Raw genomic sequence first — 23368 nt, 5'->3', positions numbered from 1 at the left:
ATGAGCGCGCTTCGCCCCGCCCCCCGACTGCACAGGCTGGCCGACTTCGTCGGCGCCCTGGGCGTGCTCGTCGACCGGACCCAAGACGAAGACCTGATCCTCGCGGAGGGCGGGCGGCTGCTGGCCGGGCTGATCGCCCGCGACGACTGGCTGCCCGACGCCTACGCGCAAGCCCACCCGACCCGCTACCAGCAGTACCTGCTGCATTGCGACAGCCGTGAGCGGTTCAGCGTCGTCAGCTTCGTCTGGGGGCCGGGCCAGGCGACGCCGATCCACGACCACACCGTCTGGGGCCTAGTCGGCGTGCTGCGCGGGGCCGAGCTGTCGCAGCGGTTCGCCCGGCGCGACGCCGCCTTCGCCGCCGTCGGGCCGGTCCACCGGCTGGAGCGCGGCGAGGTCGAGGCGGTCTCGCCGACGGTGGGCGACGTCCACCAGGTGACCAATGCCTTCAATGACCGCGTCTCGATCAGCATCCACGTCTACGGCGGCAACATCGGCGCCGTGCGGCGCTCGACCTACGACGCCGCCGGACGGCCCAAGCGGTTCATCTCCGGCTACGCCAACACCACCCTGCCCAACCTTTGGGACCGCTCGAAGGTCCTTACCGAGGTCGCCCCATGACCCTGCTCACCGTCACCCCGCGCGAGGTCCGCCAGGACTGGATCGCCCGTCGCGAGATCGCCCTGCTGGACCTGCGCGAGGAGGACCCCTTCGCCCGCGCCCACCCGCTGTTCGCCTCTCAGCTGCCGCTCAGCCGGCTGGAGCTGGAGATCCTGGACCGGGTTCCGCGCAGGGACGCCAGGATCGTGCTGTACGACGACGGCGAGGGCCTGGTCTCTCCGGCCGGCAAGCGGCTGGCGGCCCTCGGCTACACGCAAATCCGAGCGCTGGAGGGCGGACTCCAGGCCTGGCGGGACGCCGGCTACGAACTGTTCCAGGACGTCAATTCCTACAGCAAGGCGTTCGGGGAACTGGTCGAGGCGCGGCGTCACACCCCGTCCCTGCCCGCCCAGGAGGTCCAGGCGCGGATCGACCAGGGCGCCGACCAGGTGATCCTCGACGCCCGCCGGTTCGAGGAATACGCCGTGATGAACATCCCGGGCGGGATCAGCACGCCGGGCGCCGAGCTGGTGCTGCGGGCCCGCGAGCTGGCCCCAAGCCCCGAGACCACGATCATCGTCAACTGCGCCGGCCGCACCCGCAGCCTGATCGGCGCCCAGTCGCTGCTGAACGCCGGCGTGCCCAACCCCGTCTTCGCCCTGCGCAACGGCACGATCGGCTGGACCCTGGCCCAGCAGCCCCTGGAGCACGGCCAGGCCCGCCGCTTTCCGGCCGTCTCCGACCAGACCCTGGAGGAGGCTCGCGCCAAGGCCCGCGACGTGGCCTACCGCGCCGGCGTCCGGCGGATCGACGCCGAGGGCCTGGCGGACCTGGCTCAGGACCGCAGGCGCACCCTCTACCGCTTCGACGTGCGTACGCCCGAGGAATACGCCGTCGGCCACCTGCCCGGCTTCCGCAGCGCGCCGGGCGGCCAGCTGGTGCAGGAAACCGACGTCTTCGCCCCGGTGCGCGGCGGCCGCATCGTCCTGGCCGACGACCTGGGCCCTCGCGCCGACATGAGCGCCTCCTGGCTGGCTCAGCTGGGCTGGGACGTCTACGTGCTGGACGGCGGCTTCGACGGCGACCTGGAGACCGGCGCCTGGCGGCCCAGCCCGCCGCCGATCCCGACGGTCGAGACGATCAACCCGGACGACCTGGCCGTGGCCCTGGGCGACGGCGCGGTGGTGGTGCTGGACCTCGCTCCCAGCCCCGTCCATCGCAAGGGCCACGTCCCCGGCGCCTGGTTCGCGATCCGCGCCCGCCTGGCCGAGGCCTTCGAGCGCATTCCCGAGGGCCTGCCGATCGTCCTGACCTCGCCCGACGGCCGCCTGGCCCGGCTGGCGGCGGCCGAGGTCGAGGAAATCTCCGACCATCCGGTGCGCGTGCTCGACGGCGGCACGGACGCCTGGGCGAAGACCGGCCGCCGTCTGGACACCGGCCTGGTCCGCGCCGCCTCCGATCCAGAGGACGTCTACAAGCGGCCCTATGAGGGAACCGACAACGCCGCCGGGGCCATGCAGGCCTATCTGGACTGGGAGTTCGGCCTGGTCGACCAGCTGGCGCGCGACGGCTCGCACGGCTTCTTCGTGATCTGAGGCGCGGCGATCATGTCCCTGAAACTCTATTTCGCCCCTGGTTCCTCGGCCTTCGCGCCGCTGATCGCCCTGGAGGAATTGGGCGTCGCCTACGAGGTCCATCCCATCGACCTGGCGGCCGGCGAGCAGCGTCAGCCGGCCTATCTGAAGGTCAATCCGCGCGGGCGGGTGCCCACCCTGGCGGTCGACGGCGAGCCGGTCACCGAGGTGTTGGCGATCCTGACCTACCTGGCCCACGCCTATCCCCACAGCGCCCTGCTGCCCCTGGCCGACCCACTGAAGCTGGCCCATGCCTACGAGGTGATGAGCTGGTTCGCCAGCACGGTGCACGTGGCCTTCTCGCAGATCGCCCGCCCCGAGCGCTTCGCCGACGACGACGGGATCAAGGCGGCCCTGGCCACGCCCGGCGAAGCGCGCTTCCACCGCACCCTCACCGACATCGAGCGCCTGGCCCAGGGCCCGGGCCCCTGGCTGATGGGCGAGGCGTTCAGCGCGGTCGACGCCTACGCCCTGGTGATCTGGCGCTGGGCCGAGCGTCGCCAGATCGACACCTCCGCCTATCCGGCCTGGAGCGCCAAGGCCGGCCGCGCCCTGGCCCGCCCGTCCGTCCGCCGCGCCCTGCGCAAGGAAGCTTCTCCCAGGGGCGGCCTGATGAGATCGCCTGATCAAGCCCTTGAGAAAGCCTCGCTTTCCTAGCCGCCGCTCATCCTCGAAACTCTTCCAGACACAAGATCGGAGCCTCCCATGCCCGTCGAATTCATCGGCTATATCGGCACCCAGCATCAGTCCGAAATCCACCCGCCCCAGGGCCCGGTGATCGACCGCGACTATGTCGAGCGCGTCGCCCGCGCCCATGACGAGGGCGGCTTCGACCGCGCCCTGGTCGCCTTCGGCTCGACCTCGCCCGAAAGCCAGCTGGTGGTCGCCCACGCGGCTTCCGTGACCCAGCGCCTGGGCTTCATGATCGCCCACCGCCCCGGCTTCACCGCCCCCACGGTCGCGGCCAGGCAGCTGGCGACACTGGACCAGTTCACCGGCGGCCGCGTGGCCGTGCACATCATCACCGGCGGCTCGGACGACGAGCTGGCCAAGGACGGCGACCACCTGACCAAGGACCAGCGCTACGCCCGCACCAGCGAATACCTGGACATCGTCCGCCAGGAATGGACCAGCGAAAAGCCGTTCGACTATCGCGGCGACTACTACAACGTCGTCCAGGCGTTCGGCGGGGTGAAGCCGCTGCAGAAGCCGCAGATCCCAGTTTATTTTGGCGGCTCGTCCGAGGCGGCCATTCCGGTGGCCGGCAAGCACGCCGACATCTTCGCCCTGTGGGGCGAGACACAAGGACAGGTCGCCGAGACCATCGCCCGGGTGCGCCACGCCGCCGCCAAGCACGGCCGGCAGGTGAAGTTCTCCCTGTCGCTGCGGCCGGTGATCGCCGGGACCGAGGAGGCCGCCTGGCGGCGGGCCGACGACATCGTCGCCCAGACCAAGGCCCTGCGCGAGACGGCCGGCCTGCCCACGACCGGCCACACCCCGCCCAACGCCGGCTCCCAGCGCCTGCTGGAAGCGGCCAGGCAGGGCTCGCGCCTGGACAAGCGCCTGTGGACCGGCGTCGCCGCCGTCACCGGCGCGGCCGGCAACTCCACGGGCCTGGTCGGCACGCCCGAGCAGGTGGCCGACGCCCTGCTCGACTACTACGACCTGGGCGTCTCGACCTTCCTGATCCGGGGTTTCGACCCGCTGGACGACGCCGTGGCCTACGGTCGCGACCTGATCCCGCTGGTGCGGGAGCTGGTCGCCCAGCGCGACGCCCATCCGGCGGCCGCGGCGGGCTAGCCGCCGTGGCTCCGCTCGACATCGATCCGCGCTGGCTGGGCGACGCCGCCTGGCCGGCCGCCGCGCCGTTCGCCGACGCTTCCTCCGGCGCGGAGCCGCCCTACACGCTCCACGCGGCGCCGATCGCTCCCCCGGTCGCGCCCGAGGCGTTCAAGGAGGCGCTGGCCCGGCTGGCCAGCGGCGTGGCGATCATTTCCTGCTGGGACGGAGCCCCGCACGCGGAGCGAAGCCCGCGCGGCCTGCTGGTCAGCTCCATCAGCGGCCTGTCGGTGGACCCGCCGCGCTTCCTGTTTTGCGTCCGCAAGGAAGCGTCCAGCCATGACGTCCTGGTCCGGGCCGAGCATTGCGGCGTGGCGATCCTGGCCGAGCACGACGAGGCCGAGGCCTTGCGCTTTTCGACCTCAGGCCTCGGCCACGAGCGTTTCAATCCTGGGCGCTGGCGGCTGGCGGCCGATGCGCCGCCGACCTATCGCGGCGGCCTCTCCACCACCGCCTGCCGGATCGAGCAGCGGATCGACACCGGGACCCATACCGTGTTCATCGTCGCGGCCGCCTCGGTGAACCTGTCGCCGGGCCTTCCGCTCGTCGCCCACGACCGGTCGTTTCGCCGACTGGCGCCCTGACCCCTCCGCCGGCCGGGCGGGGCTGATGGCGGAGCGAAGGCGGTGGACAACGGGGCATGCCAGGGAACCTTTTCCGCCGCACTTTGCTAAGACAGGGCCACGCTTCGCGGCGTCGGCCCGATCCAGCGGCCCTTCCGCGCCCCAGGGGGTTTTTCTTGAACGACGGCACGGATCGTCCCCCGCCCGACGAGGCGCCCACGATGACGCCGCCCTGGCTGGCCCCGGCGACGTCGACCTCGGAAGCGCTCAGCCGGAACCAGGCCCAGTTGCAGGTCCTGACCGACGCCATGCCGCAGATGGTCTGGTCCACTCGGCCCGACGGCTTCCACGACTACTACAACGCCCGCTGGTACGAGTTCACCGGCGTCCCGGTCGGCTCGACCGACGGCGAGGCCTGGAACGGCATGTTCCATCCCGACGACCAGGCCCGGGCCTGGACCCGCTGGCGCCATAGCCTGGAGACGGGCGAGCCTTACGAGATCGAATACCGGCTGCGCCATCACAGTGGCGAGTACCGCTGGACCCTGGGCCGCGCCCTGCCCGTTCGCGACCGCGACGGGACCATCGTCCGCTGGATCGGCACCTGCACCGACATCGACGCGGCCAAGCGCGCGGCCGAGGACAACGAGCTGCTGAGCCGCGAGCTCAGCCATCGCATCAAGAACATCTTCGCCGTGATCTCGGGCCTCATCGGCCTGTCCAGCCGCAACGCCCCCGAGGTCCGCCCCTTTGCCAAGAGCCTGCAGGACCGCATCGCCGCCCTGGGCCGGGCGCATGAATTCGCGCGCCCGCACAGCGAGCGCTCACGCCCCGAACTGGGCGGCTCGACCCTGCATGGCCTCCTGGACGAGCTGTTCAGGCCGTATCCGGCGTTCGACGAAGATCGGATCACGATCGCCGGCGACGACGTGGCGATCGACGACCGCGGCGCCACGCCCATCGCCCTGGTGTTCCACGAGCTGGCGACCAACGCGGCCAAGTACGGGGCGCTTTCCACGCCCGCGGGCCGGATCACGATCGACGTGGCGCGCCAAGGCGCCGCCCTGGTCATTCGCTGGCGCGAGCTGGACGGCCCGCCGGTCGCCGGACCGCCGATCCACACCGGCTTCGGCACGCGCCTGGCCGAGATGAGCATCGAGAACCAGTTGGGCGGGGTGGTCCGACGCGCCTGGTCGCCGGACGGCCTTCAGGTCGAGATCGAGGTGCTGGCCAACCGCCTGAACCGCGAGCCTTCGACCAGCTAGAGCATCGCGTGGAAAGCGGGAACCTAGGCGGCGCGGCGGGTCAGCATCAGGCCGGCCGGCGGCGCCGGCAGGGTCACGCGGTCCCCGACGCCAAGGGCGTATTCCAGGGCCGCGGCGATCAGGTAGTGCGGGCACGGCTTGCTGATCACCCCGATCACGCCCGGCAGGTCGGTGTCGACCACCATGCGAGGATTGGCGGTGACGAACAGCACCTTGACGGCGAAGTCCTCGACCAGTCGTCGCGCGATCAGCGGACCGGTCTCGCCGTCGCGCAGGTGGACGTCGACCAGGGCGATGTCCGGTCCGGCCCGGGCCAGGCCCATCGCCGTCTCAAGGTCCTGGGCGATGCCCGCCGAGACATAGCCCAGTTCCTCTAGCCCGGCCTCGAGGTCGGCCGCCACCAGATATTCGTCTTCGACAATCAGGACCCGTGACTTGGACATGTCGGCAATACGGCTGAGATTGGGAAGCGTTCCATCCCCTGTGTCGAGCTTCCGACATTGCGTCTTCCGCGCAACAGGCGCCGCGGCGCGTTCAGCCCGCTTGAGGGCGACCTGGTCGCTCGCCTCCCCGATCGCCGGCTTATCGCGGCGCGGACGAACGACGGGTCTGGCGACGGGCAGGAACGCCTCGAGGAAACGCCAGGCGGGTTCGTCATGGTCAAGGTGGTGGGTCAGCAGGCCCAGCGGCTGGTCCCACGCGCCCTTCGCCCGGCGTTCGGCCAGCAGGCGGCGGGCGCGCAGCAGGAACCGGACCGCGCCCCGAAAGCGCGCCTTGGGTTTCCAGCGCATGACGTCCAGGTGGGCGTCCAGCGGTCCGGCTCGGCGGCGCTCCGCATCTCGCCGTAGCAGGACAGGCCCAGCCCCTGCAGGACCAGCGCCCGTTTCAAGGTCGGATGGGCGTTGTTCCAGGGGGCACGAACAGGCGCGGCGTTACACCGGCGCGGCGGCGATCGTGATCGGCGCCGCGAAGCGGGTGGACAGGGCCAGCAGGCGGTCCAGGGCCGGCGGCCTTCCAGCGGGCCAGTTCCGGCCCGATCACGCCAAGCCCAGGGAACCTCAGAACTCTCTTCACGCTCGCGCGCGAAGCCGCGCCGACCATCCTAGAAGGCGCGTGAAACCACAAGGCTCCAGGTGCGGGGGCGCAGGGGCGTGACCTGGCGCACCTGGCCGAAGCTGAACGGATTGCCATAGGAGAACGTGTCGCTGGAGGCGTTGGCCGGATTGGTGACCGCCAGAATCCAGCTCCAGTCGCGCACCGCCAGCTCGGCCGACAGGCGGCCGGTGACATAGCCGCCCATCGACGGGGAAAGCCGGCGATCGAAGGTCAGGCGCGAGCGGCCGACATATTCCAGCTCGCCGGTCAGCACCAGGCGGCGCGCGTCGGCCAGGCTCCGCTCATAGCGCGCCATGAAGCCGGCCGAGACGTCCGGCACGCCGGGCAATTCGCTCTGGGCCACCGACGCGAAATTGGGATCCACCTTGCTCAGGCGCGGGCGATTGAACAGCGCACTGGCGTCCAGGGTCAGGCCGAGGGCGGCCAGCACCGTCGCCTCGACCTCCAGGCCGGTGTTGCGGCCGTCACCGACATTGGCCGTGTAGGACAGGCCCGAGCTCAGGTACTGGTCGGTCTGGATGTTGGTCCATACGTCGTGGAACAGGGCCGTGCGCAGGACCATCCGCCCGCCGCCGGGGCGGAAGCTGGCCCCGATCTCGTAGTTGCGCAGGTGGTCCGGTTTGAACGAGCCGCGCAGCATCGACGGGGCGATCAGACCACCTGAATTGAACCCGCCCGAGCGATAGCCTTCCGAGGTCAGCAGATAGACCAGCCCGCCGCGCCAGGTCCTCTGCAGCGAGAGTTTTGGCGAGACGCCCGTGAAGCGCGCCTTGCGGTCCAGCCTGCGCGACTGCCCCGGAGCCGGCGCCTCCACCGCCGAGGTGGTGTGCACCGCGCTGCGGAAGGCGCGGCCGCCCAGGCTGGCGGTCCAGCCGCCGCCCAGGTCGTAGGCGGTCTCGCCATAGAGGGCCAGCTCGCGTCGCCGGTCGCGACGGGCTTCCAGATAGATCAGGCGCGAAGGCTCGGACACCGTGCGCGCCCGCAGTTCGCCATCCGAGTCCTCGAGGCTGGCCAGGCCGTAGACCCCGAAGAGCCAGCGGAACCGGTCGGTGTCCGGCGACGACAGGACCGCGTCCTCGACCAGCAGCCGCACCTTGCTGGCCTCGTCGAACAGGCCGACGTCGACCGAGCCGCCCCCCGCGCCGTTCAGCGCCGCCGTGGCGTCGAACCGGCTGGCGAAACGGTGGCGCACATAGCCGGTCGACGACACGAACCGCCCCCAGTCCCCCGCCCCCGTGACCGTCACCGCGCCCTGCTGCAGGACGTTGTCGTGGGTCTCGCGCACCTGGTTCGCGCGCCTCTGGCCGCCCAGGCCAGGGGTCGTATACTGGCTGTCGGTGGCGTGCAGGTCCTGGCGCGCGCCGGAAACCAGGATCGACCACTCCGGATCCACCGCCACCGCCAGCGCGGCGCGGCCGCCGGTGCGGGTGGTCCGGTCGACGTTCGAGAGCCGCAGGTTGACGTCGTCGACATAGCCGCCGTCCACGTCGCCGTAGGCCGCCAGGCGAAGGGCGGCGCGTCCGGCGGCGACCGGCAGGTTGACCACGCCCTCCAGACGGCTGCTGGGCGAGCCGGACTCCGTGGCGGCGGCGCCGGCCAGCACCGATCCCGACCATTCGTCCAGCACCGGCTTGGCGGAAACGACCCGATAGACCCCGCTGAGCGACCCGCCGCCGTAGAGCGCGCCCTGGGGCCCGCGCAGGATCTCGACCCGGTCGACGTCGATCAGCCGCAGGTCCGGGTCGGGGGCGTTATAGGTCAGCGGGATGTTGTCGAGATAGGTGCCGACGGTCTGCTGGGTGCGGCCGGTGAAGGTGCCGTCCGACAGGCCTCGCAGCATGATCTTGTTGCGCGCCGCGCCCAGGTTGGTGGTGATGAAGCCGGCGGTCTGCTGGGAGATGCTGGTCGTGTCGATCGCCCCGGCGTCGCGCAACCGCGCGGCGCCGATCACGCTGAGCCCGCCGGCGGCCGCGCCCAGGCGGGTCGGACGCTTGGTGGCGGTGACGATGACGCTGTCGATGGCCGGGGCCGCGATCACCGGCGTTGGGATGGCGGCCGGCGACCTCTCGACCGACGCCGCGGGTCGCGCCCGGCGCGCCGGGCGGATGCTGACCGTGGCGTTGTCGAGAATCTCAAACCGGCACGACGCTCCGGCCGTCACCGCCTCGAGCGCCTGGCGCAGGGTGAGGACCCCGGCGACGGCCTCGCTGCGCCCCGGGCAGGACGAGGCCCCGCCCAGGGTCACTCGCGCTTGGACGCCAAGATCGATCAGGGCCTCCGAGCGGGCGTTGGCCGGGATGTTGAACCTGAAGCGCGCCGGGGCCGCGTCGGCTTCACCGGTCAGGGCCAGACTGGACGCCAGCGTCAGGACCAGGACGGAACCGGAGCGGCGCAGGCAGGCGACGGCGATCGCACCGGGACGTCCCGGATCGTCAGGCCGACCGCGAAGCTGGGATTCCGTGTCCGAAATCATCGGGCTCCAGCTCTATCCCCCTAGAGCTCAAGCTTCGCGCTTCGAACGATTCCGGGCCGGTCAGCAAGACCCTAGCGCGCCCGGATCAGGATGGCGTCGTCGGTCGTCGTCGTTCGTACCGGAAGCAGGTGCGACAGTCGGTCGACCATCGCATCCTGGTCATCGACGATCAACACGCCGGAAAGTCGCAGGTTGGCGGCCTCGGCGTCGGCCAGCTTCACCGGACGCGGGAACAGCCGGTTCATGTCGCCGGCGATCTGCGACAGCGGCTGGTCGCGATAGATCAGCCGGCCCTGCCGCCATCCCCCGACCTCTTCGACGGCCACCGTCGAGACCCGCGCGTCGGCCCTTTGGCCCTTGCGGTGGGAAAGCCCTTGCCCCGGTCGCAGTCGGATCGGCGTGGCGTCACGAGGCAGGTTGGGACGCACCTCGACCAGGCCGCGCTGGACGTTGACCGCCACCTGGCCGTCGCGATGCCGGACGTCGAACTGCGTGCCGACCACCCGCACCTGGGTGTCGCCCGCCGAAACCAGGAACGGCCGCGAGGAATCCTTGGCCACGTCGAAGAAGGCCTGGGCGTCGCCCAGGTGAACGCGGCGCGCATGGCGCTCGAACCGCACGGTCATGCGCGAGGCGGCGTTCATCTCGATCCGGGAGCCGTCTTCCAGGGCGACCGTCCTGCGCTCGCCGACGCCTGTCACATAGGTGGTCTCGTGCGCGCCCAGCAGGCCGCTGGCCGGCAGGAGGATCGCGCCCGCGACGAACGCGGCGGCGATCGCCGCGCCCGCCGACCAGATCCAGACCCGCCGCGCCGGCCGCAGCGGGACCACCTTGCCCCGGGAGGCCGTCAGGGGCGCGACGGGCTCGGCCTGGGCGAAGCGGGCGTCGAGATCCAGGCGGCCGTCGAAGGCGAGCACGGCGTCATAGGCCTGGGCATGGACCGGCGAGGCCGTCAGCCAGGCGTCGAAATCCAGCCAGTCGCGCTCGGTGACCGTCTCGCCCTGCAGGCGGACGAGCCAGTCGATCGCGGCGTCGGCGGCCTCGGCGTCGATGTCCGTTTGGGCGCGCGTCATTTCGCTCCGTCCTGACGCCAAGCCGCGTCCTCGCAAGGATAAGACGTCACCAAGGCGGCCGAACCTCCAAAACCCGTGCTGGAAACAATCGTCGTCCTCATGCCAGCTTCGCCATCAGGGCCTTGAGGGCCGCGCTCACGTGTTTCTCGACCGAACTGCGGCTGACGCCCATGGCGACCGCGGTGTCAGCGTGGCTCAGGCCTTCCAGCTTGTGAAGCTTGAACGCGCGGGCGACCTGGGGCGGCAGGGTGTCCAGCGCGGTCATCATCGCGCTCAGGCGCTGCCGGCCGGCCACGATCTCCTCGGCCGAGGGCACGTCGGCCACCTGCTGGTCGCCCAGCACCACACCCTGCAGGTTGCGCCATCCCTCGTCGCGCGCGCCGGCGCGGATCTGGCTGCGCAGGCGGTCGAGCATCAGGTTGTTGGCCATGCGGAACAGCAAGGCCGAACCGTCTCCCTCGACCTCCACGTCGCCCAGGGCCTGCACCTTCAGGTACAGGTCCTGGATCAGGTCTTCGGCTTCGCTGGCCGAGCGCAGCCTGGCGGCGAAGACGCGCACCAGGTTGGCCCGCTTCTCGCCGTACAGCCGGGTCATCGGCGTGATCGATCGAGGGTTGGCGGACAGCGCGGGCTCCAAGGACTCAAGGCTGGCGAACAGGTTGCGGCGAGATCCGAACCTAGGCCGCTGACGGGCTCCGGTCCAGCGCGCCGGACAACCCGCTGTTGCGATTGACTCGCAACAACGCTGAGCGCTAAATATTGCGAACCAGTCGCAACAATGAACGCGACGCCCGCCCGAGAGGCCGCCATGACCCCCGATCCCCTTGCGCTGCGCTGGACTTCCGGGCCGACCGTCGGCGAAAGGCTGCTCCTGAGCGCCATGCGCCAATGGGCGGCGCTGAGATCGGCGGGCGAGCACCCTACCCGCCTGGTCGCCCAGGCCCTGGCCTTTCGCGCCTCCAACCGGACCGGAGGGCTGTTCGTCGCCTGGATGCAATCGGTGGAGGCCAGCCTGCGCCGGCCGATCCAGGTCGAATGCCCGGCCTGCGGCGGCATCTCGACCGACGAGCAGCGGCTGATGGTGTCCTGCGGGCTGGCGGGAACCGCCACGGCGGCGGGCGAAGCCCTGCTCGAGCCGCTCCTGGTCGATTCCCAGCCGACCATGGTGCTCGCCCGCGCCCTGAACGCGGCCCTGCGGGTCGACGGCTACCCCCTGCCCGCTCGCCTGCGTGAAGAGCAGGCCTCTCCGCCGGCGCCCGAGCGGGCGACGGTGCACTGACAACCGCCTATTCGACGGCGAGGATGACATTGGACGGCGCGACGGACGCGACCGCGCGGTCGCCGACGGCCGGCGGCGAGGCGGAGGCCGGCACGGTCGCGACCAGGGTCTTGCCCGCCGAAAGGCCCAGGCGGATTTCGCTGACCTCGCGCCCGTCCTCGCGGTCGACCACGACGCCGGCCAGGCGATTGATCCCATCTTCGACAGGACCTTCGGACAAGACCACGAAGCTCGACTTGATCAGGGCGATCACCGGCTTGCCGACCGCCAGGCCCAGTTCCTCGCGGCTGCGGCGGGTAATGATCGAGGCGATCTCCACGCCCTCGCCCAGGTCGATCGCGACCCGGGCGGTGACCTCGCCGTCCTCGATCGCCGCAACGGTCCCGCGCAGGGCGTTGCGGGCGCTGGTGCGCAGGCCCAGGCTCCAGAACAGGTCGCCCAGGCCCGCCTCGGACGCCTCCAGGCCCGCCTCCAGTCGCGACAGGGCCGCGCCGATCTCGCGCTCGACCTCGCGGAAGGCCCGGATCACCGCCAAGCCGCGCGGCGTGACGACCGCCGCCCCGCCGGTCTTGCCGCCGGCGTTGGCGACCACGAGCGGCGCGTCGAACAGGTTGTTCAGCGCCTGGACCCCGTCCCAGGCGCCCTTGTAGCTGAGACCCAACTGTCGGGCGGCGGCGCTGATCGAGCCCAGGCCGCCGATCGCCTCGATCAGGGCGATGCGCTCCAGGCCCACCCGCGCCAGGCCCCCGCGACGCAGGACCAGGGACGCGCTCAGATCACCGTCGGTGGACATGGAAAACCTCGTGACGAAGGTGACCTGGGCCGGAAATCTCGTTATGTAATTTGTCTACATAACCGAGCGCCCTCGCGGACTGAAGGGCCGGAACCAGAGCCATGCCAAACCGCCCGCCGTCCATCAAGCTCCAGGCCCCGTAACCATGCTGGAGGTCGCATGGCTGACAGCCCGGCTGGCGGGCGTGACCACCCTCCTGCTGCTGGTGCTGTCCACCCCCCTGGCCTGGTGGCTGGCGCGGGGGCGGTCGCGCTGGAAGGCGCCGGTCGGGGCCCTGGTGGCCCTGCCGATCGTCCTGCCGCCGACCGCCCTGGGCTTCTACCTGCTGATCGCCCTGGGCCCGCAGAGCCCGTTGATCTCGCTGCTGCACCCGTTCGGGGTCCGGACCCTGGCCTTCACCTTCGAGGGCCTGGTGATCGGCTCGCTGGTCTATTCCCTTCCTTTCGCCGTCCAGCCGCTGCGCAACGCCTTCATCGCCGTGGGCGACGAGCCGCTGGAGGCCGCCGCCACCCTGGGCGCCTCGCCCTGGGCGGCGTTCGTCAGGGTGGCCCTGCCCCTGGCCCTGCCCGGCTACGCCGTCGCCGCCCTGCTGGTCTTCGCCCACACGGTCGGCGAGTTCGGCGTGGTGATGATGCTGGGCGGCGGCATTCCGGGCCAGACCGAGGTGCTGTCGATCGAGATCTACCGCCTGGTCGAGGCCCTGGAATGGGACAAGGCCCACCAGCTGGCCGGCGCCCTGCTGGTTTTCGCCTTCCTGGTGATGCTCAGCCTGCTGCTGATGGAGCGGCGCGTTTCAGCAAAAACTTCAAAGGTTTAATTCAATCTGCTCACCCCGGCGAATGCCGGGACCCAGATCCCATAGCGGTGCGGCTGATTGGACAAAGCTCAGCGCTTTTGGCCCAGCCTCAAAGCCATTCCATCTGGGTCCCGGCATTCGCCGGGATGAGCGGATAATAGATCAAAACGGCGCGTCGCCCTGGATCGTCACCCGCTCGACGACGCGCTCCTGCGGCCAGTAGTCGAGGATGGCGTAGTGCTGGGTGGCGCGATTGTCCCAGAAGACGATGGCGTTGGGCGTCCAGCGGAAGCGGACCTGGTATTCGGGGGTCTTCACCCGGTCCAGCAGGTCGGCCAGCAGCCGGGCCCCCTCGTCCTCGGCCAGGCCCAGGATCCGCGTCGTGAAGACCTTGTTGACGAACAGGTGCTTGTCGCCGGTCTCCGGATGGGTGCGGACCACCGGATGGGCCTGGACCGGATGGGCCGCCCGCAACTCCTGGCGCTTGGCCTCGTCCACCCGATAGCCGTAGCTCTGCAGGATGTCGTGCTCGGCCTTCAGGCCGGCGATGCGCTCCTTCAGCGCGTCGGGCAGGTCGCGATAGATGGCGGCGGTGTCGGCGAACAGGGTGTCGCCGCCCAGCGGCGGCATCTGGCGCATGCGCAGCACCCCGCCCATCGATGGCGCGGGCCGGAAGGTGACGTCGGTGTGCCACTTGTTGGCGACGCGGACGATCGGCACGATCTCCTCGCGCAGCTTCATGCCGTCGGCGGCCTCGATGTGCAGGATCTCCGGAAAGCCCGGCACGTGGGCGGTGACAGGATGCCCTTCCAAGCCCCCGAAATACTGGCCGAAACGGACGTGGTCCTCGTGGCTGATGTCCTGGTCGCGGAAGAACACCACCTTGTGGCGCAGCAGCGCCGTCCGGATCGCCGCCACGATTTCCGGGCCCAGAGGCTGGCGAAGATCGACGCCCGAGATCTCGGCCCCGAGCACCGGGCCGGCGGACGTCACCGTCAGGCCCGCATAGTCGGGCGTTTCCGAAGCGGCGATGGGGGCAAAGGCGTTCATGGCGTCCTCCCGGAGCGCCGCCCGTCCGTGCGGGCGGCGGTTGTTATCCAGTATCTTAGGCCTGGGATATCGACGCTCAATCCCGTTTCTTCCCGACAATCGACTACGGACACGGCTGTCCGACCTCGGGCTTTCGCTGGCGAGGGGGCTGGGGAGGCGCGGAGCGGTCCGGGCCTGGCCCGGATGACCGTGGGTTTTAGTGTGTGCGTTTCGGCTAGACCTGACCGCTCCGCGGAACCGTTTGTCTCGAGGGACGGCGACTGAGGGCTTGTTTCATCCCGATCGACGTTCCCCCTCGGACGGGCAGGATCAGGTCGCCCGGAAGGGGCCGTCGGCGACTCCGACTGATCCTGGAACAGGCCGGTTTGAACTTTCCGGCCCCGTCAACCCGACTGTCCCGCCATCGCCCGCGCCGGACCTTGGGACCTTCTGAGCCCCGCCGCCCGCCGCGATCCGATCGCCAGGCCCAGGCGGCCCCGCTCGGTTCCATCCCCATCGCCTGCTTGGGCCGGTACCAAGAGCCCTCCCCTGCGATGGAGACAGCTCTGATTGTGCGCGAGGTTTGAGGACTGGCGCGTTCGTGACGCTGCTTTTTCTTCAAGGCGTTGAAAGGGTTGGAGTTTATAGCGCCAGCGACGGGGATTGGGCGGCGTCTGTCCCCATAGCCGCCGTCCGTTCCGCCCTTGCGGCACGGCTGTCCGGTTGGGAAGACTCAAGCTTGTTGGCCTGCGACGGCGGCGGCCTCATCCTTCGACAGGCTCAGGATGAGGATTTCTACTGAACCGTCGCTGAATTCGTCCTCATCCTGAGCTTGTCGAAGGACGAGGACGCCTTGCAGGCGGACCGACCCTCAGATCGCCGTCGCCGGCAACGGCCTACTTCAGGCGCAAGGTCAGCCCGGCCACCACCAGGGTCACCGCGTCGGCGGCCTGGGCCAGGGCCTGGTGCAGCCGCCCGGCCTCGTCGCGGAACCGCCGGGCCAGGGCGTTGTCCGGCACGATGCCGAACCCGACCTCGTTGGACACCAGCCACAAGGCTCCGGGAAACCGTTCGGCCGCCTCGACCAGTCCGGCGGCCGCCGTCGCCAGGTCCCGCTCGTCCAGCATCAGGTTCGACAGCCACAGCGTCAGGCAATCGACCACGACCACGTCGTTCGCGCCCAGCGCCTCCAACGCACTGGCGATATCGAGCGGCGCCTCCAGGGTCGTCCAGGCCGGGCCACGGTCCTTTTGGTGGCGCGCGATGCGCTCGGCCATCTCCGAATCGAAGGCCTGGGCCGTGGCGACCATGACCAGCCGGCCCCCGGTTTCCGCGGCCAGGGCCTCGGCCGCGCCCTGGGCGAAGGCGCTCTTGCCGGATCGGGCTCCGCCCAGAACGAGGGTCAACGGCAAGATGGCCTCCAGATCGCCAGTCAGATTGACCGTGTGCGGCGCAGCATATAGTGCAGCTCTCGCGACAGGTTCCTCGAAAGAGGATGAAAAGGGAACTCGGGTGCGAAACCCGGGCTGCCCCCGCAACTGTAAGCGGCGAGCCCGCGCGTCACGAAGCCACTGACCGTTTTCTCTCCAAGAGAACGATTGGGAAGGCGACGCGCATCGGTGATGACCCGCGAGCCAGGAGACCTGCCCGTCGCGGTCGTCCTTCGTCCGGCCGGGGTGCGCCGTACGATGGGGTTGTTTCCCCCGAGGCGACATCGTCAGGCCGGCCCGGATCCCCGGGCCAGCCTTCGTTGCCGCGCACGGAGGATCAACATGCGCTCGATTTCCGCCCTGGCCCTGATGGCCGCCCTTCCCGCCCTCGCCCTTCCCTTGCTCGCCACGCCGGGCCTCGCCCAGGCCGCCGAACCGCTCGACGAGGCCAACGCCGTCGACCAGGTGGTCGTCACCGCCGGCCGCGCCGCCGACAAGCTGTCGCAGGTCCCGGTCAGCATGACCGTGATCACCGCGCAGACCCTGCGCCAGCGCCAGGTGGTGGTGGTTTCCGACCTGCTGTCGCGCACGCCCGGCGTCACCGTCACCCGCAACGGCGGAGTCGGCGGTTCAACCCAGGTGCGCATCCGCGGCGCCGAGAGCGACCAGACCGCCGTGCTGATCGACGGCGTCAAGCTGAACGACCCGTCGGCGACCGGCGGCGGCTACAACTTCGCCACCCTGCTGGCCGGCGACGTCGACCGCATCGAGGTGCTGCGCGGCCCGCAGTCGACCCTGTGGGGCAGCCAGGCCATCGGCGGGGTGGTCAGCATGATCACCAAGACCCCGGACGGCCCGCTGTCGGGCGACGCCACGGTCGAGGGCGGCTCGCGGGCCACGGCCTACGCCCGCGTCGGCGTCGGGGCCGGCGGCGACTGGGGCGGCTGGCGCCTGGCGGCCGGTTCCTACACCACGGCCGGCGTCTCCAATTTCGACGAGGCCATGGGCGGCAAGGAGAAGGACGGCTACCACAACACCGCCGTCAGCGGCCGCCTGGACCTGAACGTCACCGACGGGGCCAGCCTGGACGCCCGCCTGTCCTACGCCGCCGGGCGCAACGAATTCGACGGCTTCCCCGCCCCGCTGTTCTCGTTCGCCGACACGGCCGAATACGGCAAGACCAAGGAACTGGTCAGCTATCTGGGCGCCCGCCTGTCGAACTTCGACGGCGCTCTCAACAGCCGCATCGGCTACGCCTACACCCAGACCGACCGCGACAACTACGATCCCAGCCAGAGCCCGACCAAGACCTTCGACGCCAAGGGCACCGACAGCAGCCTGGAATACCAGGGGACCTGGACGATCAATCCGGTCTGGCGCGCGGTGTTCGGGGCCTCGACCCAGCGGTCGTGGTTCCGCACCGCCGCCCCATCCAGCTTCGACCCGAACCCGACGCCCGACCGCCACGCCGCCGGCATGGACAGCGTCTACGGCCAACTGCAGGCCAAGCCCGCCGAGGGCCTGACCCTGACCGGCGGCGTCCGCCACGACGATCACGACACCTTCGGCGGCGCCACCACCTTCCAGGCCGGCGCGACCTGGAGCCCGAACGGCGGCGCGACCGTGTTCCGCGCCAACTACGGCGAGGGCTTCAAGGCGCCGTCGCTGTACCAGCTGTACAGCGACTACGGGAACACCGGCCTGAAGCCGGAAGAAGCCAAGAGCTGGGACGTCGGCGTCGAGCACAGCGTCCTGGACGGCCGCCTGCGCGGGTCGATCACCTATTTCAACCGCGACACCAAGAACCAGATCGACTTCCTGTCCAACAACACCCCGCCCAACTTCGGCGGCTACGCCAACACGGCCAAGACCCGGGCCGACGGCGTCGAGGTGGAAGGCAGCTTCGAGGTCAACTCGAGGCTCACCCTGTCGGCCAACTACACCAACATGGACGCGGTCAACCGGTCGGCCGGGTCAAACTACGGCAAGGACCTGGCGCGCAGGGCCGGCGAGACCGCCTCGGCGGACGCCGAACTCAGCCTTCCCAACGGCCTGACCGCCGGGGTGACGATGCAGTATGTCGGCCACAGCTTCGACAACGCCGCCAACACCCGGCGGCTGAAGAGCTATGTGCTGACCGACGTGCGGATCGCCTACCCGATCAACGACACGTTCGAGCTGTACGGCCGGGTCGAGAACCTGTTCGACCAGCAGTACGAGACCCTCTACCGCTACGGGACCCTGGGCCGCGGCGCCTTCGCCGGCGTGCGGGCGAGGTTCTAGCCATGGCGACGCCGGCGGCCTTCCTCGGCCACGGCGGACGCCTCGGCGCGGCGCGGGCGGCCTGGCCGGACGCGCCGACGCCGTGGCTGGACCTGTCGACGGGGATCAATCCCTGGCCCTATCCCGTCCCGGCCCTTGCGCCGGAGGCCTGGTCGCGCCTGCCCGATCCACGGTCCCTGCGGGCGCTGGAGACGGCGGCCGCCGCGACGTTCGGCGTCGCCGATCCGGCGCGGGTGGTCGCGGCGGCCGGCAGCGAGGCGCTGATCCGCTGGCTGCCGCGCCTGTTGAGCGCGAGACGGATTGCGATCCCGGCCCGGACCTATGGCGGCCACGCCGACGCCTGGCGGGCGGCGGGGGCGGAGGTCGTCGACCCGGGCGATCCGGCGGCCGACCTGCGGATCCTGGTCAATCCGGACAATCCCAGCGGCCGCGTCCTGTCGCCCGGCCAGGTCCTCGACCTGGCCGACGGTCCGCTGCTGGTGGACGAGGCGTTCGTCGACGTCGATCCGACGCGCTCCGTCGCCCCCCTGGCCGGCGCGCCGGGCCACCAGCGGCTGATGGTCCTGCGCTCGTTCGGCAAGTTCCACGGCCTGGCCGGCGCGCGGCTGGGCTTCCTGGTCGCCGAGCCCGCCCTGGCCGCCCGCGTCCGCCAGGCGCTGGGCGACTGGCCCGTCTCGGGTCCGGCGATCGCCATCGGCCTGGCGGCCTATGCCGACCTCGACTGGGCGGCGCGGACCCGCCTGCGCCTGGCCGAGGACGCCGCCCGCCTGGACGGCCTGCTGCGCCAGGCCGGGTTCGAGATCGCCGGCGGAACGACGCTGTTCCGCCTGGCGCGCGCCGCCGACGCGCCGCGCCGTTTCGAGGTCCTGGCCCGCGCCGGGATCCTCACCCGCCCTTTCCCCTGGGACGAGACGTTGATCCGCTTTGGCCTGCCCGGCCCGCCCGCGGACTGGCTCCGCCTCGCCAACGCCCTGGAGAGCCTGAGATGAGCGACGACCTGGACACCAAGCACGCCGAAGCGATGAAGGCCCTCAAGGCCGAGCGCGACGCGATGATGCAGACCAAGACCCTCGAAAAGGGCCTGCTGCTGGTCCACACCGGCGACGGCAAGGGCAAGTCCTCGGCCGGCTTCGGCATGGTGGCCCGCCACCTGGGCTGGGGCCTGAAGGTCGGGGTCGTCCAATATATCAAGGGCAAGTGGAAGACCGGCGAGCGGCTGTTCTTCAGCAAGTTCCCCGACCAGGTGCGCTACGAGGTCATGGGCGAGGGCTTCACCTGGGACACCCAGGACCGCCAGCGCGACATCGCCGCCGCCCAGGCCGCCTGGCGGACCTCCCAGGAGATGATCGCCGACCCCAAGCTGGACTTCGTGCTGCTGGACGAGATCAACATCGCCCTGCGCTACGACTATCTCGACATCGACGAGGTGGTGGCGGTGCTGAAGGCCCGTCCCAACGACAAGCACGTCTGCCTGACCGGCCGCAACGCCAAGCCGCAGTTGCTGGAGATCGCCGACCTGGTCACCGAGATGACCCTGGTCAAGCATCCGTTCGAGCAGGGCTTCAAGGCCCAGCGCGGGGTCGAGTTTTGACCGGTCTCAGCCGCCGCGCGGCCGTCGGCGCGGGGCTGGCGACGGGCCTCCTGGGCGGCGTGGCCGGCGCGCGGGCCCTGCCCCGCGTGATCTCGCTGAACCCCTGCCTGGACGCGGTGCTGGTCCACGTGGCCGACCGCTCGCAGGTCGCGGCGCTCAGCCACTACGCCCGCGACCCGCAGCAGTCGAGCATCGCCAGGCTCGCCCTGGGCTATCCGATCACCTACGAGAGCGCCGAGGAGGTGATCGCCCTGCGGCCCGACGTGGTGCTGACCGCCGCCCATTCCTCGCCGGCCACCCGCGCGGCGCTGACGCGGCTGGGCATCCGCACCGAGCTGTTCAAGGTGCCCAACAGCTGGGCCGAGAACCAGGAGCAGATCCGGCGCATCGCGCGGGCCGTCGGCCACCCAGGGCGCGGCGAGGCGCTGATCGTCCAGGTCGAGGCGGCGATGGCCCGGGGCGCGCCGCGTCCCGGAACCCGCCCGATCACCGCCCTGGTCTTCCAGCCCAACGGCTTCGCGGCCGGTCATGGCACCCTGGTCGACGAGATGATGCGCCGCGCCGGCTTCGTGAACGTCGCCCAGCGCTATGGCCTCAGGAAATGGGGCAACGTCTCGCTCGAGCGCCTGCTGGACGATCCGCCCGAGGTGCTGCTGGCCGGCCAGGCCGCGCCCAACGCCCCAACCTGGGCCGAGCGGATCCTCAACCACCCGGCCCTGGCCGCCGTCTCGCCGCGCATGACCCGGGCGGTGTTCCCCGAACGGCTGCTCTATTGCGGCGGCCCCGGCCTGGTCGACACCGCCGCCGCCCTGGCCACCGCCCGCCGGCAGGTGCTGGGAGCCGCGGCATGACCCGGCGCCTCCTGCTGCTGGGCGGCCTGGGCCTGCTGGTCCTGCTCCTGAGCGGCCTGTCCCTGATGGCCGGCCGGGTCTGGGTGCCCTGGAGCGCCTGGACCCAGGCCGCCCAGGACCCGCGCTGGGCGATCATCTTCGAGCTGCGGCTGCCGCGGACGATCCTGGCCGTCGCGGTCGGCGCGGCCCTGGGGCTGTCGGGGGCGGTCATGCAGGGCTACACCCGCAACCCCCTGGCCGATCCGGGCGTGATGGGCGTGTCGTCCATGGCCGCCCTGGGGGCGGTGACGACCATGTATCTGAGCCTGAGCCTGGCCACGCCCTGGCTGCTGTTCGCGGCGGCGATGATCGGGGCGGTGGTCGGGGTGGCCGTCATGCTGGTCCTGGCGGGCGGGACCGGCGGGACCATCACCTTCATCCTGGCCGGGGTGATCCTCAACACCGTGGCCAGCGCCGGGGTCGCCCTGGCCCTGAGCCTGGCCCCCAGCCCCTGGGCGGCGCAGGAGATCATCAACTGGCTGCTGGGCTCGCTGGCCGACCGTAGCGCCGACGACGTCTGGCGGGCCCTGCCCTTCATCGCCGTCGGCTCGGGCCTGATGCTGATGCTGGGCCGGGCGCTGAACGCCCTGACCCTGGGCGAGACCGGGGCCAGGGCGCTTGGAATCGACCTGAACCTGACCCGGGTGCTGCTGGCCGTCGGCGTGGGCCTGGCGTCCGGCGCCAGCGTGGCGGTGACCGGCATGATCGGCTTTGTCGGCCTGATCACCCCGCACCTGATGCGGCCGCTGGTCGGCCACCAGCCGGGCGCCCTGCTGGCCCCCAGCGCCGTGGCCGGCGCGGCCCTGGTGCTGGCCGCCGACATCCTGGTGCGGCTGACGCCCTCGGCCGCCGAGGTCCGCCTGGGCGTGGCCATGGCCGCCGTGGGCGGGCCGTTCTTCCTGGCCCTGCTGATCTCGATGCGCCGGAGGCTGGCATGATGAAAGAGGCTGGCGTGAACGACCTGGTCGCCGAAAACCTGACCGTCGCCCTGGGCGGCCGCCCCGTCCTGGCCGGCGTAAGCGCCCGGTTCCGGCCCGGCGAGGTCACGGCCGTCGTCGGCCCCAACGGCGCGGGCAAGTCGACCCTGCTGGCCTGCCTGGCCGGCTTGCGCCGGCCCGACGCCGGCCGGGTGTCGCTGGACGGCGAGCCGATCCTGGGCCTGGCAACTCGCCAACGCGCCCGCCGGATCGGCTTCCTGCCCCAGACGCCGGAGGTGGCCTGGGCGGTCGATGTCGCGACGCTGGTCGGCCTGGGGCGCACCCCGCACAGCGGGGCCCGCGGCCTCGGCGACGCCGATCACGCCGCCGTCCAGGCCGCCCTGGTCCGCACCCGCATGACCGGCCTGGCCCGTCGCGACGTCACCACCCTGTCGGGCGGCGAGCGGGCCCGCGCCCTGCTGGCCCGGGTGCTGGCCGGCGAACCTTCGTGGCTTCTGGCCGACGAGCCGCTGGCCGGGCTGGATCCCGGCCACCAGCTGGACGCCGTCGACCTGATGCGCGCCTTCGCGGCCGAGCCCGGCCAGGGCGTGGTCATGACCCTGCACGACCTGGGCGTGGCCCTGCGCCTGGCCGACCGGGTGCTGGTGCTGAGGGACGGCGCCCTGATCGCCGACGCCGCGCCGCTGGAGGCCCTCACCCCCGCCGTGCTGGAGCGGGCCTATGGTGTGAAGGCCGCCATCGTCTCCGGCTCCTGGGGCCCGCTGATCGAGCTGATCGGGCGCGTGGATGACTGAGACGGCGCCCTGGCCCTGGGTCGTCGCCCTGGCCCTGGGGCTCGAGGCGGTCCTGGACTATCCGGCGGCGCTGAACCGGCGGGTCGGGCACCCGGTGGCCTGGCCGGCGACGCTGATCGGGGGACTGGAGCGACGCTGGAACCATGCGGCGGCGTCCGACCGGCGGCGCAGGCTGCTGGGCGTGGTCCTGGTCGCATTGCTGGTCGCCGCTTCCGTCGTGCTGGGCGTCGCCGTGCAGGGCCTGCTGGGCGCCAGCCTGCCGGGACTGGCCCTGGTCGCCCTGATCGCGACCGTCGGCCTGGCCCAGCGTAGCCTGCACGACCATGTCGCGGCCGTCCTGGCGCCGCTTCAGGCCGGCGACCTGTCGGCCGCCCGCGCGGCGGTGGCGATGATCGTCGGCCGCGACACCGCCCTGCTCGACGCCGAGGGCGTGGCCGCCGCGGCCCTGGAGAGCCTAGCCGAGAGCTTCAACGATGGCGTCGTCGCCCCGGCCTTCTGGCTGCTGGTCGGCGGCCTGCCCGGCCTGTTCGTCTACAAGAGCGTCAACACCGCCGACAGCCTGGTCGGCCACAGGGAAGAGCGCTGGCGGATGTTCGGCTGGGCGGCGGCGCGCGCCGACGACCTGATGAACCTGGTCCCCGCCAGGCTGGCCGGTGGGCTGCTCGCCCTGGCCGGCGCCGGCAACCGGGCCAGCGGATGGCGGACCATGGCGCGCGACGCCCATCGCCACGCCTCGCCCAACGCCGGCTGGCCCGAGGCCGCCATGGCCGGCGTCCTGGGTGTCCAGCTGGGCGGCGACGCGGCCTATGACGGCCTCCCGACGGCCCGGCCGACCTTCGGTGACGGACCGCGCCCCACCCCCGCCGACCTGGCGCGCGGCCTCGCCGTCTACCGCCGGGCCTGCCTGCTGCTCTGGCTGATCCCGCTGGCGATCGGCCTGATCGTCGTGCTCGCCCGATGACCCCGCCTCGTCTATCCAGGA

Annotated in this window: 22 protein-coding genes and 1 riboswitch; of the genes, 15 read left to right on the top strand and 7 right to left on the bottom strand. The window is 71.3% G+C overall.

Annotation, left to right across the window (positions count from 1 at the left end):
• The 6 genes from AC07NX_RS03725 to AC07NX_RS03700 all read left to right on the top strand — a co-directional run bounded on the left by AC07NX_RS03725 (position 1) and on the right by AC07NX_RS03700 (position 5901).
• Positions 1–621 carry a cysteine dioxygenase family protein gene (locus AC07NX_RS03725; protein ID WP_494639247.1) on the top strand — a complete coding sequence of 207 codons (621 nt, stop codon included), beginning with the start codon at positions 1–3 and terminating at the stop codon, positions 619–621.
• Positions 618–2195, top strand: coding sequence for a rhodanese-like domain-containing protein (locus tag AC07NX_RS03720; protein WP_494639245.1), 1578 nt, complete (start codon positions 618–620; stop codon positions 2193–2195). Before AC07NX_RS03725 ends, AC07NX_RS03720 begins: the two co-directional genes overlap by 4 nt.
• A gap of 12 nt (positions 2196–2207) precedes the next feature.
• Entirely contained in the window at positions 2208–2891 is a 684-nt protein-coding gene (locus AC07NX_RS03715) for a glutathione S-transferase family protein (protein ID WP_494639243.1), read from the top strand.
• Between the two features lie 48 nt (positions 2892–2939).
• Complete coding sequence (locus tag AC07NX_RS03710; RefSeq protein WP_494639241.1) at positions 2940–4034, top strand: LLM class flavin-dependent oxidoreductase; 1095 nt, start codon at positions 2940–2942, stop codon at positions 4032–4034.
• A 5-nt stretch (positions 4035–4039) separates the two neighbouring features.
• Entirely contained in the window at positions 4040–4657 is a 618-nt protein-coding gene (locus AC07NX_RS03705; protein WP_494639239.1) for a flavin reductase family protein, read from the top strand.
• 155 nt (positions 4658–4812) lie between these two features.
• Positions 4813–5901, top strand: a complete 1089-nt coding sequence (locus tag AC07NX_RS03700; RefSeq protein WP_494639237.1) for a PAS domain-containing protein — start codon at positions 4813–4815, stop codon at positions 5899–5901.
• Positions 5902–5924: 23 nt separating this feature from the next.
• On the opposite strand, the gene AC07NX_RS03695 is transcribed toward AC07NX_RS03700, so the two are convergent.
• The 4 genes from AC07NX_RS03695 to AC07NX_RS03680 form a co-directional block, all read right to left on the bottom strand.
• Positions 5925–6692 carry a response regulator gene (locus AC07NX_RS03695; RefSeq protein ID WP_494639235.1) on the bottom strand — a complete coding sequence of 256 codons (768 nt, stop codon included), beginning with the start codon at positions 6690–6692 and terminating at the stop codon, positions 5925–5927.
• Between the two features lie 311 nt (positions 6693–7003).
• Positions 7004–9490, bottom strand: coding sequence for a TonB-dependent receptor (locus tag AC07NX_RS03690; protein WP_494639233.1), 2487 nt, complete (start codon positions 9488–9490; stop codon positions 7004–7006).
• 71 nt (positions 9491–9561) lie between these two features.
• Positions 9562–10563, bottom strand: a complete 1002-nt coding sequence (locus AC07NX_RS03685; protein WP_494639231.1) for a FecR family protein — start codon at positions 10561–10563, stop codon at positions 9562–9564.
• Positions 10564–10660: 97 nt separating this feature from the next.
• A complete protein-coding gene (locus AC07NX_RS03680) occupies positions 10661–11158 on the bottom strand; it encodes an RNA polymerase sigma factor (protein WP_494639229.1) in 498 nt (165 codons plus the stop codon).
• A gap of 213 nt (positions 11159–11371) precedes the next feature.
• Between AC07NX_RS03680 and AC07NX_RS03675 the strand changes: the two genes are divergently transcribed.
• Positions 11372–11842, top strand: a complete 471-nt coding sequence (locus AC07NX_RS03675; protein WP_494639227.1) for a hypothetical protein — start codon at positions 11372–11374, stop codon at positions 11840–11842.
• Between the two features lie 7 nt (positions 11843–11849).
• Here the strand turns inward: AC07NX_RS03675 and AC07NX_RS03670 are convergent, their stop codons facing one another.
• A complete protein-coding gene (locus tag AC07NX_RS03670; protein WP_494639225.1) occupies positions 11850–12635 on the bottom strand; it encodes a TOBE domain-containing protein in 786 nt (261 codons plus the stop codon).
• Positions 12636–12780: 145 nt separating this feature from the next.
• Here AC07NX_RS03670 and modB point away from each other — a divergent pair, with 145 nt between their 5' ends.
• Positions 12781–13452: a molybdate ABC transporter permease subunit gene (modB, locus tag AC07NX_RS03665; RefSeq protein ID WP_494639223.1), complete on the top strand. Its 672-nt coding sequence runs from the start codon at positions 12781–12783 to the stop codon at positions 13450–13452.
• A gap of 141 nt (positions 13453–13593) precedes the next feature.
• Here the strand turns inward: modB and AC07NX_RS03660 are convergent, their stop codons facing one another.
• Together AC07NX_RS03660 and cobU are read right to left on the bottom strand one after the other, a co-directional pair.
• Entirely contained in the window at positions 13594–14481 is an 888-nt protein-coding gene (locus AC07NX_RS03660) for a TauD/TfdA dioxygenase family protein (protein WP_494639221.1), read from the bottom strand.
• A gap of 875 nt (positions 14482–15356) precedes the next feature.
• Positions 15357–15872, bottom strand: coding sequence for a bifunctional adenosylcobinamide kinase/adenosylcobinamide-phosphate guanylyltransferase (gene cobU, locus AC07NX_RS03655; RefSeq protein ID WP_494639219.1), 516 nt, complete (start codon positions 15870–15872; stop codon positions 15357–15359).
• Positions 15873–15921: 49 nt separating this feature from the next.
• A riboswitch (cobalamin riboswitch) is annotated at positions 15922–16125 on the top strand.
• 107 nt (positions 16126–16232) lie between these two features.
• Between cobU and AC07NX_RS03650 the strand changes: the two genes are divergently transcribed.
• The 7 genes from AC07NX_RS03650 to cbiB are packed head-to-tail and all read left to right on the top strand — an operon-like array spanning position 16233 to position 23347.
• A complete protein-coding gene (locus AC07NX_RS03650) occupies positions 16233–18173 on the top strand; it encodes a TonB-dependent receptor plug domain-containing protein (protein ID WP_494639217.1) in 1941 nt (646 codons plus the stop codon).
• A 2-nt stretch (positions 18174–18175) separates the two neighbouring features.
• Positions 18176–19162 carry a threonine-phosphate decarboxylase CobD gene (gene cobD, locus AC07NX_RS03645; protein WP_494639215.1) on the top strand — a complete coding sequence of 329 codons (987 nt, stop codon included), beginning with the start codon at positions 18176–18178 and terminating at the stop codon, positions 19160–19162.
• A complete protein-coding gene (gene cobO, locus AC07NX_RS03640; protein WP_494639213.1) occupies positions 19159–19764 on the top strand; it encodes a cob(I)yrinic acid a,c-diamide adenosyltransferase in 606 nt (201 codons plus the stop codon). Before cobD ends, cobO begins: the two co-directional genes overlap by 4 nt.
• The gene (locus tag AC07NX_RS03635) at positions 19761–20615 is read left to right on the top strand and encodes an ABC transporter substrate-binding protein (protein ID WP_494639212.1); all 855 of its coding nucleotides are present in this window, start codon (positions 19761–19763) and stop codon (positions 20613–20615) included. The genes cobO and AC07NX_RS03635 overlap by 4 nt, the downstream gene beginning before the upstream one ends.
• Positions 20612–21592, top strand: a complete 981-nt coding sequence (locus AC07NX_RS03630; protein WP_494639210.1) for a FecCD family ABC transporter permease — start codon at positions 20612–20614, stop codon at positions 21590–21592. The genes AC07NX_RS03635 and AC07NX_RS03630 overlap by 4 nt, the downstream gene beginning before the upstream one ends.
• The gene (locus AC07NX_RS03625) at positions 21589–22386 is read left to right on the top strand and encodes an ABC transporter ATP-binding protein (RefSeq protein WP_494639209.1); all 798 of its coding nucleotides are present in this window, start codon (positions 21589–21591) and stop codon (positions 22384–22386) included. Before AC07NX_RS03630 ends, AC07NX_RS03625 begins: the two co-directional genes overlap by 4 nt.
• Positions 22379–23347: an adenosylcobinamide-phosphate synthase CbiB gene (gene cbiB, locus AC07NX_RS03620; protein WP_494639207.1), complete on the top strand. Its 969-nt coding sequence runs from the start codon at positions 22379–22381 to the stop codon at positions 23345–23347. The genes AC07NX_RS03625 and cbiB overlap by 8 nt, the downstream gene beginning before the upstream one ends.
• Positions 23348–23368 lie beyond the last annotated feature (21 nt).

This window comes from Caulobacter sp. GW821-FHT09A05 (genome assembly GCF_059418465.1).
This window is presented reverse-complemented; position numbering and strand designations above follow the sequence as displayed.

What these genes read in the sequence shown, in the direction of transcription:
- AC07NX_RS03725 (WP_494639247.1), top strand. Translation starts at nt 1, where the DNA reads ATGAGCGCGCTTCGCCCCGCCCCCCGACTGCACAGGCTGGCCGACTTC.
- AC07NX_RS03720 (WP_494639245.1), top strand. Translation starts at nt 618, where the DNA reads ATGACCCTGCTCACCGTCACCCCGCGCGAGGTCCGCCAGGACTGGATC.
- AC07NX_RS03715 (WP_494639243.1), top strand. Translation starts at nt 2,208, where the DNA reads ATGTCCCTGAAACTCTATTTCGCCCCTGGTTCCTCGGCCTTCGCGCCG.
- AC07NX_RS03710 (WP_494639241.1), top strand. Translation starts at nt 2,940, where the DNA reads ATGCCCGTCGAATTCATCGGCTATATCGGCACCCAGCATCAGTCCGAA.
- AC07NX_RS03695 (WP_494639235.1), bottom strand. Translation starts at nt 6,692, where the DNA reads ATGCGCTGGAAACCCAAGGCGCGCTTTCGGGGCGCGGTCCGGTTCCTG.
- AC07NX_RS03690 (WP_494639233.1), bottom strand. Translation starts at nt 9,490, where the DNA reads ATGATTTCGGACACGGAATCCCAGCTTCGCGGTCGGCCTGACGATCCG.
- AC07NX_RS03685 (WP_494639231.1), bottom strand. Translation starts at nt 10,563, where the DNA reads ATGACGCGCGCCCAAACGGACATCGACGCCGAGGCCGCCGACGCCGCG.
- AC07NX_RS03680 (WP_494639229.1), bottom strand. Translation starts at nt 11,158, where the DNA reads ATGACCCGGCTGTACGGCGAGAAGCGGGCCAACCTGGTGCGCGTCTTC.
- AC07NX_RS03675 (WP_494639227.1), top strand. Translation starts at nt 11,372, where the DNA reads ATGACCCCCGATCCCCTTGCGCTGCGCTGGACTTCCGGGCCGACCGTC.
- AC07NX_RS03670 (WP_494639225.1), bottom strand. Translation starts at nt 12,635, where the DNA reads ATGTCCACCGACGGTGATCTGAGCGCGTCCCTGGTCCTGCGTCGCGGG.
- modB (WP_494639223.1), top strand. Translation starts at nt 12,781, where the DNA reads ATGCTGGAGGTCGCATGGCTGACAGCCCGGCTGGCGGGCGTGACCACC.
- AC07NX_RS03660 (WP_494639221.1), bottom strand. Translation starts at nt 14,481, where the DNA reads ATGAACGCCTTTGCCCCCATCGCCGCTTCGGAAACGCCCGACTATGCG.
- AC07NX_RS03650 (WP_494639217.1), top strand. Translation starts at nt 16,233, where the DNA reads ATGCGCTCGATTTCCGCCCTGGCCCTGATGGCCGCCCTTCCCGCCCTC.
- cobD (WP_494639215.1), top strand. Translation starts at nt 18,176, where the DNA reads ATGGCGACGCCGGCGGCCTTCCTCGGCCACGGCGGACGCCTCGGCGCG.
- cobO (WP_494639213.1), top strand. Translation starts at nt 19,159, where the DNA reads ATGAGCGACGACCTGGACACCAAGCACGCCGAAGCGATGAAGGCCCTC.
- AC07NX_RS03630 (WP_494639210.1), top strand. Translation starts at nt 20,612, where the DNA reads ATGACCCGGCGCCTCCTGCTGCTGGGCGGCCTGGGCCTGCTGGTCCTG.
- AC07NX_RS03625 (WP_494639209.1), top strand. Translation starts at nt 21,589, where the DNA reads ATGATGAAAGAGGCTGGCGTGAACGACCTGGTCGCCGAAAACCTGACC.
- cbiB (WP_494639207.1), top strand. Translation starts at nt 22,379, where the DNA reads ATGACTGAGACGGCGCCCTGGCCCTGGGTCGTCGCCCTGGCCCTGGGG.